Source organism: Clostridium aminobutyricum (genome assembly GCF_017255415.1).
GTDB lineage: Bacteria > Bacillota > Clostridia > Peptostreptococcales > Anaerovoracaceae > Aminipila > Aminipila aminobutyrica.
This window is the reverse complement of the sequence record NZ_JAFJZZ010000004.1, coordinates 119,434-133,463: the sequence shown is the minus strand read 5'-3', so window position 1 is coordinate 133,463 and position 14,030 is coordinate 119,434. Positions and strand designations below refer to the sequence as shown.

The 14,030-nt window shown below is 41.3% G+C and carries 16 protein-coding genes; all 16 read left to right on the top strand.

Annotation, left to right across the window (positions count from 1 at the left end; all coding sequences use genetic code 11):
* The first annotated feature begins 283 nt into the window (after positions 1 to 283).
* The 16 genes from flgC (at position 284) to JYB65_RS10330 (ending at position 14,024) form a co-directional block, all read left to right on the top strand.
* A complete protein-coding gene (gene flgC, locus JYB65_RS10405) occupies positions 284 to 751 on the top strand; it encodes a flagellar basal body rod protein FlgC (protein WP_206582610.1) in 468 nt (155 codons plus the stop codon).
* Between the two features lie 41 nt (positions 752 to 792).
* Positions 793 to 1,122, top strand: a complete 330-nt coding sequence (gene fliE, locus JYB65_RS10400) for a flagellar hook-basal body complex protein FliE (RefSeq protein ID WP_206582609.1) — start codon at positions 793 to 795, stop codon at positions 1,120 to 1,122.
* 66 nt (positions 1,123 to 1,188) lie between these two features.
* Positions 1,189 to 2,763, top strand: coding sequence for a flagellar basal-body MS-ring/collar protein FliF (gene fliF, locus JYB65_RS10395; protein WP_206582608.1), 1,575 nt, complete (start codon positions 1,189 to 1,191; stop codon positions 2,761 to 2,763).
* Positions 2,756 to 3,769, top strand: coding sequence for a flagellar motor switch protein FliG (gene fliG / locus JYB65_RS10390; protein WP_206582607.1), 1,014 nt, complete (start codon positions 2,756 to 2,758; stop codon positions 3,767 to 3,769). Before fliF ends, fliG begins: the two co-directional genes overlap by 8 nt.
* On the top strand, positions 3,753 to 5,099 hold the full coding sequence (locus tag JYB65_RS10385; RefSeq protein WP_206582606.1) for a FliH/SctL family protein: 1,347 nt from the start codon (positions 3,753 to 3,755) through the stop codon (positions 5,097 to 5,099). Before fliG ends, JYB65_RS10385 begins: the two co-directional genes overlap by 17 nt.
* A gap of 20 nt (positions 5,100 to 5,119) precedes the next feature.
* Positions 5,120 to 6,427 (top strand): FliI/YscN family ATPase, encoded by a 1,308-nt coding sequence (locus JYB65_RS10380; RefSeq protein ID WP_206582605.1) that lies wholly within the window; start codon positions 5,120 to 5,122, stop codon positions 6,425 to 6,427.
* Between the two features lie 26 nt (positions 6,428 to 6,453).
* Entirely contained in the window at positions 6,454 to 6,894 is a 441-nt protein-coding gene (gene fliJ / locus JYB65_RS10375) for a flagellar export protein FliJ (protein WP_206582604.1), read from the top strand.
* Positions 6,895 to 6,943: 49 nt separating this feature from the next.
* Positions 6,944 to 8,134, top strand: coding sequence for a flagellar hook-length control protein FliK (locus JYB65_RS10370; protein WP_206582603.1), 1,191 nt, complete (start codon positions 6,944 to 6,946; stop codon positions 8,132 to 8,134).
* A 38-nt stretch (positions 8,135 to 8,172) separates the two neighbouring features.
* Positions 8,173 to 8,682 carry a flagellar hook assembly protein FlgD gene (locus JYB65_RS10365; protein ID WP_206582602.1) on the top strand — a complete coding sequence of 170 codons (510 nt, stop codon included), beginning with the start codon at positions 8,173 to 8,175 and terminating at the stop codon, positions 8,680 to 8,682.
* Positions 8,683 to 8,724: 42 nt separating this feature from the next.
* Positions 8,725 to 9,156, top strand: a complete 432-nt coding sequence (locus JYB65_RS10360; protein ID WP_245156653.1) for a TIGR02530 family flagellar biosynthesis protein — start codon at positions 8,725 to 8,727, stop codon at positions 9,154 to 9,156.
* A 148-nt stretch (positions 9,157 to 9,304) separates the two neighbouring features.
* Positions 9,305 to 10,249, top strand: a complete 945-nt coding sequence (locus tag JYB65_RS10355; protein WP_206582601.1) for a flagellar hook-basal body complex protein — start codon at positions 9,305 to 9,307, stop codon at positions 10,247 to 10,249.
* A gap of 95 nt (positions 10,250 to 10,344) precedes the next feature.
* The gene (locus JYB65_RS10350; protein WP_206582600.1) at positions 10,345 to 10,578 is read left to right on the top strand and encodes a flagellar FlbD family protein; all 234 of its coding nucleotides are present in this window, start codon (positions 10,345 to 10,347) and stop codon (positions 10,576 to 10,578) included.
* Between the two features lie 367 nt (positions 10,579 to 10,945).
* Positions 10,946 to 11,953: a flagellar motor switch protein FliM gene (gene fliM / locus JYB65_RS10345; RefSeq protein ID WP_206582599.1), complete on the top strand. Its 1,008-nt coding sequence runs from the start codon at positions 10,946 to 10,948 to the stop codon at positions 11,951 to 11,953.
* Positions 11,954 to 11,968: 15 nt separating this feature from the next.
* Entirely contained in the window at positions 11,969 to 13,183 is a 1,215-nt protein-coding gene (fliY, locus tag JYB65_RS10340; protein WP_206582598.1) for a flagellar motor switch phosphatase FliY, read from the top strand.
* Between the two features lie 107 nt (positions 13,184 to 13,290).
* Positions 13,291 to 13,656 carry a response regulator gene (locus JYB65_RS10335; RefSeq protein WP_206582597.1) on the top strand — a complete coding sequence of 122 codons (366 nt, stop codon included), beginning with the start codon at positions 13,291 to 13,293 and terminating at the stop codon, positions 13,654 to 13,656.
* A gap of 8 nt (positions 13,657 to 13,664) precedes the next feature.
* Positions 13,665 to 14,024: a flagellar biosynthetic protein FliO gene (locus JYB65_RS10330; protein ID WP_206582596.1), complete on the top strand. Its 360-nt coding sequence runs from the start codon at positions 13,665 to 13,667 to the stop codon at positions 14,022 to 14,024.
* Positions 14,025 to 14,030: the final 6 nt, after the last annotated feature.

The following is a 14,030-nucleotide window of genomic DNA, read 5'->3' as shown; positions in this document are numbered from 1 at the left end:
TCTATATTTATACACACAATTTATAAGCATGAATAATTATGCAACACGCCTGAATTTTGATGAATAAAGGCGTGTGCTTTTTTTATGCCAAAAATTGGTTTCCTCGTTTATTTTTCAAACATTTTTCTACAATATTTTCTATTTTTTGTTGCAAAAAATGCTGAATAATATATAATTTAAGTTGTATTTGTAACTAGAAGGATGGTAGTAATTTTTTTACATATTTTACAGAATATAAATCCTATTTGGATATACCTAGACAGTATGAAAGGTGGTGTGACTTATGTCGTTTTTAAGTTCGATGAATATTAGTGCTTCTGCATTAACCGCGGAGCGTCTGCGATTGGATATTATTGCAGAAAATGTTTCCAATGTTGATACAACCCGAACCGAAAATGGAGAACCCTATAGAAGAAAGCTTGTTGTTTTTGAAGCAAAGGGTGGCGGTTCTTTTCAAAATTCTTTAAATGATGCGATCCGGCAAAGAGACACGAGCGGCAAGGTGCTGAGAGGAGATTCTACACCCGGCGTAAGAGTCAGTGCAATTATAGAAGACAATAGTGCGTTAAAGACAGTATATAACCCGGAGCATCCGGATGCGGATGTAAATGGGTATGTTCAAATGCCTAATGTAGATATGCTTCAAGAGACGATAGACAGTATGTCTGCTACGAGGTCTTACCAAGCGAATATAACGGTACTAAATGCAGTGAAGCTAATGGCTCAAAAAGCCTTGGATATAGGCCGTTAATTTTTTTGTGAATAATAAGGGATTAAAATCAGGAGGTAGCCATGTTTATCCAACCGATGGAAGCGATCGATGCATTGCTTCAAACGAATAAAACAAGTACAAAAAGCACGGGGCTTATCGACCCTGGTTCGAGTGTAGATCAAGGAGCGCAAGTACCCTTTAAATCTATATTTGAAGACGCCATCCAGAATGTTGTTGATACCGATCAACAAGTAAACCTGGATGCGCAGCAATTAGCGACAGGGAACAGCGATAATTTACACCAGTACAGCATCGATATAGCGAAGGCACAGCTGTCCATTGACTTGCTAGTGGAATTGAGAAACAAAGCGCTTGATTCCTATAGTGAAGTGATGAGAATGAGCATATAAAAACACACATTAAAATAAGAATTAGGGAAAAGCACATTAAAATTTTAGGATAAAGGTGAAGGTAATTTGCGAGAACGTTTAGAATTACAATTGAAACAAATAAGACAACAGCTGGCAGAGATAAACGGGAAGCTTAGCAAAAGAACCAAGATTATTATTGCTATAGCAGCTATTTTGGTTGTTGCCATCGCCTTTGCGGCAGCTTTTGCCCTCAATAAGGTTTCCTATGGTGTTTTATATACCGGGTTAAGTGAATCGGAAGCAGTTGAGGTAATGAGTTTGCTGGAAACGCAGAGCATTCCTTATAAATCAAGTGGAGGCGTCATATACGTTCCGGACGATCAAGTAGATAAGATTAAGGTGAACTTGGCAACACAGGGATATCCCAAAAGCGGATTTACCTATGATGTTTTTACAAATAATGTAGACTTATTGACTACCGATTTTGAAAAATCTCAATATGCATTATTTGATTTACAGAATCGAATGGCCTCAAATATTAAGTTATTTGCAGGGGTGAAGGATGCTACGGTAACCATCGCTTTAGCAAATGAGCAAAAATATGTTTTGGAAGAGGATAAGAAAGAATCCACGGCATCTGTTGTTGTTGTCATGAAGGACGGAGAAGCGCCGTCAAAAGAAAAGGTGAAAGGCATTCAGAGACTGGTTGCCAAAGGTGTTCCCGGACTGGAAATTTCCAACGTTGAAGTAGTAGACGGCAACGGGGAAGCAGTCACCGATAACGGTGAGGAGAGCCAGGAGGGGTCAACCCAGCTGAAAATGGCTGTAGAGAAACAAACAGAAAGCAGTATCAAGGGAAAAATTTTGCACTTATTGCAGCCGGTATTCGGGCAAGAAAATATTCGCGTATCGGTGAAGTGTTCCGTTGACATTGATAAAAAAATTAAAGAAATCATTAATTATATTCCGTCTCAGGACAATAAAGGGGTTATTTCAAAAGAAAATACAAATTATGAAATTCAAGGGCAGGGGACTGTCTCGTCCGGGATTGTGGGAACAGAGTCCAATGCGGATATCCCTGTATACCCGGGGGTTACTACCGATGGAAACGATGTTTACTTTGAAAACCAAAGAGCTTTCGACTATTTGGTGAGCCAAGTAAAGGAACAGGTGCAAAGTGATGCCGGTGAATTGACGGATACCACCGTATCGGTAGCAGTGGACAGCGCTGACCTGACCAATAAAAAGGCGCAAGAACTTAGAGAATTAATTGCTGTGACGGCAGGAATCCCTGTTGATCAGGCAGATTCAAAAATTGCGATATTCAATGCGAACTTCTATCAAGAGGATACGGTTCCTACGTCTGGTCTGGTGGAAATATTTGAGCAACATCCTTACTTGAAATTCTTGATACCGGCAGTGATAGCGTTGCTGATAGCTCTTGCTTTAGTAGCAGTTTTACTCATTAAGAGAGCAAAGGTAAAGAAGCAGGCAGCCGAACTGGCCAATGAAGAACTTCCGCCGGATCAAAATGTGGAAGAATTGCTAAGACTTGACGATATAGCCAAATCAAGAGAAGAAGAATTGCGCGAACAGATTAGAGACTTTGCAGATACAAATCCTGAAATTTCAGCACAATTATTAAAGACATGGATAAGAGGAGGAGAACAAGATGAGTAAAGAGGGCTTAGCATTGACACCTCAACAGAAGGCGGCCGCCGTGGTGATATCCTTGGGCGCTGACAGAGCCTCCAAGATTTACAAGCACTTAAACGAAGATGACCTTGAACTTCTGACTTTAGAGATTGCAAAACTTAACCATGTTACAGCTACTCAGACAGAAGGAGTGCTGGATGACTTTTATAAATTATGTTTAACTCAAAAAGTCATCACAGATGGTGGGGTCGACTATGCAAGGACCGTGCTTGAAAAGGCGTTTGGCGCTCAAACAGCGACTACGCTTTTAGAAAGAGTGACGAGAAACATAAAGACGAGAGCATTTGAATTTATAAGAAAAACGGACAGCAAGAATTTATTTGCGATTATACAGCATGAAAGACCGCAGACGATCGCTTTGATTTTGTCTTATGCCAGAGCAAATCAGGCATCGGATATTATTACGGAGCTGCCAAAGGAGAAGCAGGTCAAAGTTGTTGAATGCATTGCCCGAATGGATAGTGCATCGCCTGAGACCATCAAGATTGTTGAAAAAATATTGGAGAGAAAATTTGCTTCCGTTCTATCTTTGGATTTCGCACAGGTTGGTGGTGTAGACTATATTGCAGATGTCATGAACAACCTTGACAGAGGAAATGAAAAGTTTATCTTCGACGAGTTAAGCAAGAAAGACATCAAGCTTGCGGATGAAATCCGAAAGAAGATGTTTGTTTTCGAAGATATTACGTTACTGGACAACAGAGCTATACAGGAATTCTTGCGTGAAGCAGAAACCCAAGACATTGTTTATGCATTGAAAGGTTCCAATCAGGAAGTTTCCAATATGATTTTCTCCAATATGTCCAGCCGTATGGCAGAAACTGTTAAGAGTGAATTAGAGTTTACATACAATGTACGTCTAAAGGATGTAGAAGAAGCGCAGCAGAAGATCGTAGCCATCATTAGACGTTTGGAAGAAGAAGGCAGGCTGGTTATAAACAAGGGCGGAAAGGATGAGATCATTGCGTAGAACCAAGGAGGGCATCCAGATATTAACCGCACTTGAAAAAGCCGAGCAAGAACTTTCGGAAGCGATTGAAATGGCTAAGCTAGAAGCCGAGAGGACCAAACGACACGAAGTAAGCAGAAGGGAAATTGCTGATAGCTCTTTACAAAGAGATCATCAGGAAGACGCTGCGATTCAAACAAAATATAATTTTATTCCCATGGACGAAGAAGGGTCGTCTGAAAGCGAAAAAAATGTGCCCTTCGTTGCTGATTCCAGCAAGAAGTCTGATACCGATTGGATTGACAAGGAAACAGCAGATGTTCGCTCTCTGTATAATATTGCGTTAGATGATGAAGGTTTTCGAGATAAATCCATCTTAAATCAAAGCAAAGAGTATGAAATGGAGAGTTTTAATGAGATTGACTTAGTTTCCGGAATCCTGCCTGAGCCTGAGGTGATTATGCCCTCAAGCTTTTTACTGGAGAACTTTGAAGAAGATGAAGAAATAATGCCGTATGCCATGAATGAAGCATTTTTCTTAGGCGAAGAATTGCTTCCTTCTACGGAAGAGCGTGAGCCGCAATCTGTAGCAGATTTGTTAGATAGAGCACAGGCGGAAGCAGAGGCCGGAATCGGGGCAGATAATAGTTTCGAGGATCAAAATAGTGATTTGAGGAACAAAGGATTGGCCATTGTTCAGCAAGCTAAAAAGGAAGCGAATGAAATCTTAGATAATGCTGCGGCGGAAGCCCTAGACATTAAAAAAAGAGCGGTGTTAGATGCTGAAAGAATCCTGGAAGAAAAGATCCGTGTTGCGGAAGCAGCCGCTTCCGAAAAAGGATATGGCGAAGGCTTCGAAAAGGGGCAAAATGAAGGTTACCTCGAAGCCGCTCAGGCAACGAATAGGCAAATGATAGAAGAAGCGAAAGCTTTTAAAGAAGAGCTGCTTCAAAGCTTGCAGGAATTTGAAGTAAGAAAAAAACAGCTTTTGGAGGAATACCTAAACGACTTAACCGACTTAGCCATAGTGGCAGCAGAAAAAATTATTAAGATTAGTTTGAAGTCAAGCAAGGATATCATTTCAAAGATTATCGTTGCCGCTGCAGAGGATTGCAGGAACAAGGACTGGGCAAAAGTATATATCTCCAATGATGACAAGGCGTTAACGTTGAACCTGGAGAAAGGCTTGATTGATGCACTGAGGCAGATATCACCTAATATTAAGGTGGTAGTCATGGAGGATGAACCGACGGGGACTTGTATTATCGAAACACCGGATCAAATTATTGATGCGAGTGTTGATGTACAGCTTGATGCAATCAAGCAAATTGTAAATGATAATGAACTGTAGGAAGTAACGGAGGGAATGAGTTGTATCTAAAAAATCTGTCAGATCTTATAAAAAACTCAGAAACCTTTGAACATATTGGGAAAATAGAAAATATTGTCGGTATGAGTATTGAGGCTTCCGGAATAAAAGCCAGCATAGGCGATATCAATGTGATTTCCTCGAAAGACGGAAAGCGCAAGGTGATGGCTGAAGTGGTGGGCTTTAAAGGGGACAAGTCCATATTAATGCCCTATGACTTTATGGAAGGCATGGGTGCCGGCGATTTTGTAAGAAGTACCAAAAGAAGGCTTCGTGTGCCGGCAGGTGACGCTCTTTGCGGGAGAACCATCAATCCGATGGGGGAGCCTATCGATGAATTAGGGCCGCTGGAATGCCCCCAATTGATTAGTGTGGAAAATAATTATATAAATCCGTTAAAAAGACCGCAGATTGAGCAGCGACTGGATTTTGGCGTGAAAGCGATCGATGGGTTTAATACAGTCGGTAAAGGGCAGAGAATAGGTATATTTGCAGGAAGCGGTGTGGGGAAAAGTACCCTTTTGGGTATGATTGCAAAGCAGGCTTCCGCCGATATAAATGTTATAGCGCTTGTGGGTGAAAGAGGAAGAGAAGTTCGAGAATTTATTCATCGGGATTTAGGGCCTGACGGGATGGCACGATCGGTTTTAGTAGTTGCTACTTCAGATCAACCGGCCGTTCAAAGAGTAAAATGCCCAATCGTCGCGACTGCAATAGCAGAATATTTTAAAGATCAAGGGAAAAATGTAGTACTGATGATGGATTCTCTGACCCGGTTTGCTATGGCACAACGAGAAATCGGACTGGCTATCGGTGAGCCGCCTGTAGCGAGAGGCTATACCCCTTCTATTTATGCAGAAATGCCTAAGCTTTTAGAGCGAAGCGGTAATTTTGAAAAAGGTTCGATAACCGGCATCTATACGGTACTGGTTGAAGGTGATGATACGAACGAGCCGATTGCGGATACCGTTCGAGGTATCTTGGATGGACATATTATTCTTTCAAGAAAACTGGCAGCGAGAAATCATTTCCCCGCCATTGAAGTGACGGCCAGTATCTCCCGATTAATGGCGCACATTGTAGACGAAAACCATAGAGCAATGGCTTCTAAAATCAGAGATATGCTGGCATTGTATGAGGAAAATGCGGATTTGATATCGATAGGTGCTTACAAGCAAGGTTTTAACCCCCGGCTGGATCAGGCGGTGACTAAAATTGATGCCATCAATTCGTTTTTGAAGCAGAGTACTTCGGAATATTTTTCCTATGAAGAAATGTTGGAAAGTATGACAAGGATTCTTGAAAAATAAAGGAAAAAGGTATAAAATAAGTTATTATGGCGAAGTTTAAGTTTTCACTGAAATCGGTTGAAAAGTATAGGAATATCACCTTAGACGAGGCAAAAGGAAAGTATGCAAAAGCAGTTGCCGATGTGAATACACAGAATGAACTGATAGCCAAAGTGGTAGCAGAATTAACAGAAGTAAACCATGAATTAAATCGACGAAACAGCGAAGGTATTACCATACTTGAATATCAGGGCTATAAAAGATACATAAAAATTTTAGAAACGAGAATCCAAGAAGAAGAAGAAAAACTTTACGGACTTCGAAATATCGAACATCGGAGACATAGAGAGATGATCGTCGCAAAAACAGATGTGATGTCCATTGAAAAACTTAGAGAGAAAAACTTTGAAGAATTCACAAAGGAAGAGACAAAAAAAGAAGAGCTTGCCATAGATGAATTCGTATCTAATCAGGTATTAGGCCGATAGGCTTGATATATATGAACCTTAACAACTTAATAGGAAAGGAGGAACTCACATGAATGCAGATATGCTATTTCAAACAGCAGCGAAGTTGACATCAGGTATGAAAGCAGGGAGCAGCCAATCTTTAAATGATCTGGTTTCCGGCAGCTATTCTTCGAGTGGCAATAGTCAGCAAGAATCCTTTAAGAGTGAGATGGACAAAGCGTTTGACAGAAAAAACAATAACACGAAGCCCGTCGGAAACTCAGGCAAGGACAAGTTGTCGAGAAAAGATGCGTTCAAGCAAGACCCTAAAAGGCCGGATGTCGAAGATGCTTCTTCTCGGCAACAGGAATTAGCAGCAGCTCAGACTCAAGTACAAAATCCAGTGGATGAAAACAAAATAATGATTTCTGAAATGGGAGATGTACCGCAAGCAGAAGAGAGTGGTCTTGTGCAGCTTTTAGCTGGACAAAATGTGCAAATCCAAGGAGACAGCTTGAAAAAACTAACTTCTCAATTGACAAAAGCCGGAGAGGAACAACTGGTTTCTTTACCCTTCCAAAGCAACATTGACACGGTAAAGTCAGCCTTGTTGAAGGAGGCAGCACCGCAACAAAGCACCAACCAGACCATTATTTCACAGCAGGCCGCCAGTACCGCACCGGAAAATACGGAAGCCGATAGTTCGGTAAAAAACTTTGTCAAGGGACAACTGATGCCGGATACTAAGTCCGATTCAACAGAAGCAAATCCTCAGGAAGTGCCGCTGATGGTGAAGCCTGAGCTGCTTGATCCGTCAAAAGTGAACATTAAGGTAGCGGATGCACCGGTTGACACAACTCAGTCTAATCTTGCAGATCAAATGGCTGACAAAATCATTTATAAAATGAACGAGGGGAAGCAGGAATTTGACTTACAGCTGAATCCAAAGGAACTTGGAAAGTTAAACATTAAACTTACCTTTGAAAATGGGAGTGCACAAGTGCTTATCACTTGTTCCAACAGTAAGGCTCAGAATATGATCGCATTGCTTACCGACAATATCCGGGGCATACTGGAGGCGAATACGGGATTGACTTCAACCGTTCATCTGAAACAGGAAGACATGTTGCAAAGCCAGTATGATCAAGATAGCCATAATCGAGAAGGCAGCACAAACCAAAACGGCAGGCAAGAAGAAAAAGAAAAGGCTTCAGAAGATTTATCTTTTGTAGACAAACTGCGATTAGGCTTGATTGACAGCTTAGGACTGGCAGGATAGACAAATTAAAGATTTCTATGAAGGGAGGAGAAAAAAGTATGTCAACGATTAATGATGAAATTCGCACAAAGTTAATATCCGTTGCGAACTCAAAAAGTGCAGCAGCTTCTAATGCATTAAATTTGCAGACAACAGACTGGATGACCTTGCTGGTAGCCCAGCTTCGTAACCAAGATATGTATAATACTGCAGACACTTCGGAATATACAAGCCAGATGGCCCAATACTCGATGATTCAGGCTCTCAACGACTTGACCGCTCTCAATGAAGAAATGTATGCGACAAACTATACTTCGTATGCCGCCTCACTTGTCGGAAAAGAAGTGACCGTTGCAAAGCTGGACGGCAGTAATAATCTCGTGACTGAGACAGGAACTGTCACAGGTGTAACCTTGTATGAAAACGAGCCGATGGTGTATATTGGGAAAAATGCCTATAAATTAAGCCAGATCATGGTACTCGGAGCCGTTGAAGATTCTACACCGCCGGATGACACCGAAACGGAGCCTCCAGCAGACGGAGATGAATCAGACGACGATACACCATGAAGTACGCAGGAAGAATCATAGTAAAGAAAGGAGGTACTAAGGTTGACAGAAATTAATTATTCCAATTATCAAAATATCAACCGTATGGTAGGAAGCGGAAAGGCTAAAAGTGTAGACACAGCGAACAACTTCAACCGCACTGCTATTCCAACTCAAATTGGTGCCGACTTTGGAACACTTTTAAAAGAACAGCTCGATAAAAACAGTGGAGCCAGTGAAAAAACGCTGCAGTTTTCAAAACATGCGCAAGAAAGAATTGCTCAAAGAGGGATTGAGATCACAGATGAGCTAATGCAGGGTTTAAACACAGCAGTGTCAAAAGCGGATGAAAAGGGTGCAAAGGATGTTGTTATCTTTGACTCGATGAACGCTTTTATAGTAAACGTTCCAAATAAGACGGTTGTAACGACCATGTCAGGCAATGAAATGAGGGATAATGTATTTACGAATATTGATGGTGCAGTAATATTATAACCCTATTCGAAATGCATGGATTCCAATCGATGAACGAAATAAAATAGGTGTAATTCAAAATGACCGTGAAACAATAACTGGACCATTTATGGAGGTTATGAAGCTTATGGACTGATAGGCTTCTACACGGCTCTGAAAGGAGAATTAAATGGTAAAATCGATGTTTGCCGCAGTAGCAGGACTACGTGCCCATCAAACCAAGATGGACGTTATCGGCAACAATATAGCCAATGTAAATACATACGGGTATAAAAGCGCTCGGGCGACTTTTACAGATATGTTCTATGCAACAAGTGCCGGTGCCGGCTCATCCGGCAATGTTTATGGAGGAACGAATCCGACTCAGATCGGTTACGGTTCAAAAATCAGCTCCATTGACTCGTTGATGACCACAGGAGGTACGGCCGCTACGGATAATCCGACCGACTGTATGATTACCGGAAACGGATTTTTTGTTGTAGGGGCGAAGGACAAAGAAGTGACCCTTACCGAAGGCAGCGATACTGCCGTTGGTGGAGTGCCTGCAGATGCAGATAATGCAACAAAGTTAAGCTCTTTGTCGTATACAAGAGTCGGGAAGTTCAACTTTGACGAGGACGGCTATCTGGTGGATTCAGCCGGTATGATCGTATACGGTTTTGCGACAGATGATGCGGACGCTGACGGAGAAATTGATACAACAAAACTTGTTCCCATTAAGCTGCCTAACGCGACGTCTGATGCTAATTCTGGTCCGATCCAACTAAGCAGCATTTCCATCGGGAAAGACGGAACCATCACAGGAAAAAATGATAATGGAGAGATTGTTACCGTAGGCCAGATTGCGATAGCCAATGTACCGAATCCCAATGCCCTTGAAAGAAACGAAGGCGGATATTATATTGCAAAAAACAATACCGGTACCATTACAATCAATCCATCCGGTCAGAATTCAACCGGAAGCATTGCAGGCGGCTGCCTGGAGATGTCAAACGTAGATTTATCGAAGGAATTTACTGAAATGATTACTTGCCAAAGAGGCTTTCAGGCAAATACAAGAATTATTACTGTAACGGATGCAATGCTCGAAGAGCTTGTGAACATAAAGAGATAAACCATTTGATTTTAATCATTGCTCCCGGTGGGAGAAATCTCATCGGGGCGTGATTATAAATAACAACAAAATCTAACTATTAGACAGGTGTTATTATGATAAGACTTACTAAAATTAATGGAGAGCAGTTCCTTTTGAACAGCGCACAAATTCAGATCATTGAAGCGATACCGGAGTCAAAGATTCTTCTTGTGAATAAGGAGTATTATATTGTTACGGAGTCTTTTGATGAGATTATTGATAAGATTGCAGAATTTAACGCACGAATAGCAGATAAAGAAAGCTACTTGAAAGCAAGACGCCATATGGCGGAAAACATGGAGAAGTAATGATGCGTAAAGATAATGAATCAAATATTGAAAAACCCTAAGTCTAACAGGCATAGTTTGAATACATAGTATTTGCAGTAGCAGCCGCCAAAAGCGTAGACCCCGAAGCAGCCGAAAGCAGGCTCAGTTGATCAGATTTTACCAGGTCAATGAAAAAATATGCAGAAGCAATAGTTTATAAGGCAGTATCGAAGTAAGAAGAGGGATATAGCAAATAGCGATGCTGCTAATTTAATAGTAGATCAAGGTTATAACCGTATTGAGGAATAGAGGATAGAGATTTCTTCCTTACAAAGGAGAGGGCGTTAGATTGGGATATCAATTCAAAGGTGGAAATTTTTATGTTGGGGATTCATAGGAGAGATAAATGGCTGACGTATTATCACAAAGTCAAATTGACGCATTGCTGAATTCGCTTAGCTCTTCAGCACCTGCGGAAATTCAAAAGCATGACGAAGAAGAGACAAGAAAAATAAAGAAGTATGATTTTAAGACTCCTAAAAAATTCACAAGAGACAGATTAAAACTAGTATTTAGTGTATATGAGAATTTTGCGAGAGTACTTTCATCCTACCTTACCAGTATGATGAGACTGAGCTGTCAAGTGGAGATGGTTGATATTGAAGAACAGAAGTATTTTGAGTTCAATAATGCCTTATCCGAAAATGATATTGTCGCTATGGTTGAGGGTACGGTGATGAGCAGTGATGACAGTGAACCTGAGAACATTATGATTCAAATGAGCAATCCGATCATCTATGCGCTTATTGACCGTATGATCGGCGGCTCGGGTGAGAACGAAGGAGTGGATTATAATGCGGGGTTTACAGATATAGAAATCTCGCTTTTTGAAAATATTATGGTACATATCCTTCCTATTATGGAGGAATCCTGGCGGAGCTATTTTGATATTAAATTCAGTTACGATAAAATTGAGACGAATCCAAGGCTGATTCAGAGCATCCAAGCGGATGAAATTGTCGTCATCATTGTTTTAAATATTGAAATCAAGGAAACGACCGGCACTTTCAATATCTGTATACCCGGAAATATTATGGAGGGTGTGTTTAAACAGGCGGAACAAGCTGCCAAGTCAACAAAAAGACGAGATCATCAAAATGGCAATGTGACCAAAGAAGAAATTTTGGAGAGTATTAAGGACTCCCCGCTTGAGATGAGAGCGTTTCTGGGAGAAGCGAGCATTTTGTTAGAAGATATATACGCATTGAAACCAGGAGATGTTATAAATTTAAAGAAACCGAAAGACTCCGATGTATCCATTTATATTGAAGATAAACCTTGGTATAAAGGGCGCATGGGGGAAAGAAAAGGAAACGTTGCAGTAAAGATAACGGGGACGACGTTAACCCGATAACAGCAGAGGTGATATATGAAAGACCACAATAGTAACTATTTTACTCCCATGGAAATAGACGCCATCGGGGAAATCATGAACATCAGCTTGGGATCTTCGGCAACTGCTATGTCGGAAATGTTGGGGAAAAAGGTTTTGATTACTACACCATCGGTTCATGTTAGAAATTACGATGATTTAGAAATCGAAGAAATGCAGCCGGCAGTAGGAGTGGAGATCACTTATATAACTGGAATTTCCGGAAATAATCTGATGGTTCTGAAGCGGGATGATGTCAGAAAAATTCTGGAGATATTGATGTATACGGAAATTGATCCGGAGACTTTCCAGCTAGACGAGCTGTCTTTAAGCGCTGTATGTGAATTGATGAATCAGATGATGGGGGCTTCGGCAACAGCTTTGGCGGACGTCATCGGTACCATGGTAAATATTTCGACTCCAGTAGCTTTTGAAGTAGACAATGCGGATGAATTTAAGAGAAAATACTTTAAAGAAGACGAAGATTTAGTGGAAGTTTATTTTAATATCGATATAGAAGACACTTTTTCGAGCACTTTTATTACGATGTTTTCAATAGATTTATGCAAAAGTCTTATAGAGTCGTTTGGATTTATGGCAGAGGAAAATCCTTCGGAGAGTTCTGCACCGCAACCAACAGAGCCTACTTCTGGGCCGGTCCAAATGCCTGCTGCAAGCGGAGAACTGTCTCAAGCTGATATCGATGCGATGTTAGCAGGAGCTGCAGGCACAAATTCAGTGCCTCAAGCACCGTTGCAGACTCCACCGCCGCAAGTGGCACCGCAACAGGCCGCTGCTCCTCAGGGTATGCCGCAAATGGCACCGCAGCAAGGAATGATGCCGCAAGGATATCCACAGCAGCCTATGTACGCTCCGCCTTATCCGTATACAGACCCTAGGCTGATTAATGTACAACCAGTTTACCAGAATTATGAGATGTCTCCGACGGAAGCAGGTACAAATCTGGATTTGATTATGAAAGTACCGCTGCAAATTTCCGTTGAAATTGGACGAACGAAGAAATTGGTAAAAGAAATCCTGGAATTAGGGCAAGGCTCACTGGTGGTGCTGGATAAACTGGCAGGGGATCAAGTGGATGTCTATGTGAACGGTCAGTGTATAGCCAAAGGGGATGTCGTTGTTGTAGATGACAATTTTGGTGTAAAAATTACTGAAGTAATCAAAAAAGCGGACCTTATTAATAGTCTATAGCCGGTAGGAAGAAAGAAGCTAAGACTAAAGGACTGTTTTATATAGTAAAATGAGTAAAAAGAAATTTGTTATAGTATAAAGGACACAATTAGAAGAGAGGTAATGAAATGGCGAAGATTTTGTTAGTGGATGACGCAGCATTTATGCGTATGATGATTAAGGACACATTAAATAAGAATGGCTATACAGACTTATACGAAGCAGGCGATGGTGCACAAGCTGTTGAAAAGTTTGATGAGATTAATCCGGACTTAGTCATCATGGATATCACGATGCCAAATATGGATGGCCTTGAAGCGCTAAAAGCAATCATAGGCAAGCACCCGGATGCAAAAATCGTTATGTGCTCTGCTATGGGTCAAGAAACAATGGTTATCGAAGCGATCAAGCTTGGAGCGAAGGACTTTATTGTGAAGCCATTTAAGCCAGATAGAATTTTAAAGACGGTATCCGCAATTATCCCACAAGGTTGAGTGGGGCTATGGAGAGTTTAACTACAATGATACCACTGGTATTGGCACTGTTAGCGGTTGCTGCTGTTCTATACTTGAGTTACATATTCAGCAAGTATGTGGCATTGGGAGCCAATAAGCTGAGCGGTGCGAAGTATATGCGGGTGGTAGACAGAATGATGATGGGCCAAGACAAGATGATGATGATTGTGCAGATAGGCGGAGACTACTATTTGACCAGTGTCACCTCTCAGAATGTTCAGATCCTTAAGGAACTTTCAGGGGAAGATTTAATTGAATTAGATACAACTCCTGCGGTTTTACCTATGCAGCAGATGGCGACATTCAAAAGCGCCTTACAAAAGCATATGACGAAAAAAGAGAAATAGCAGATA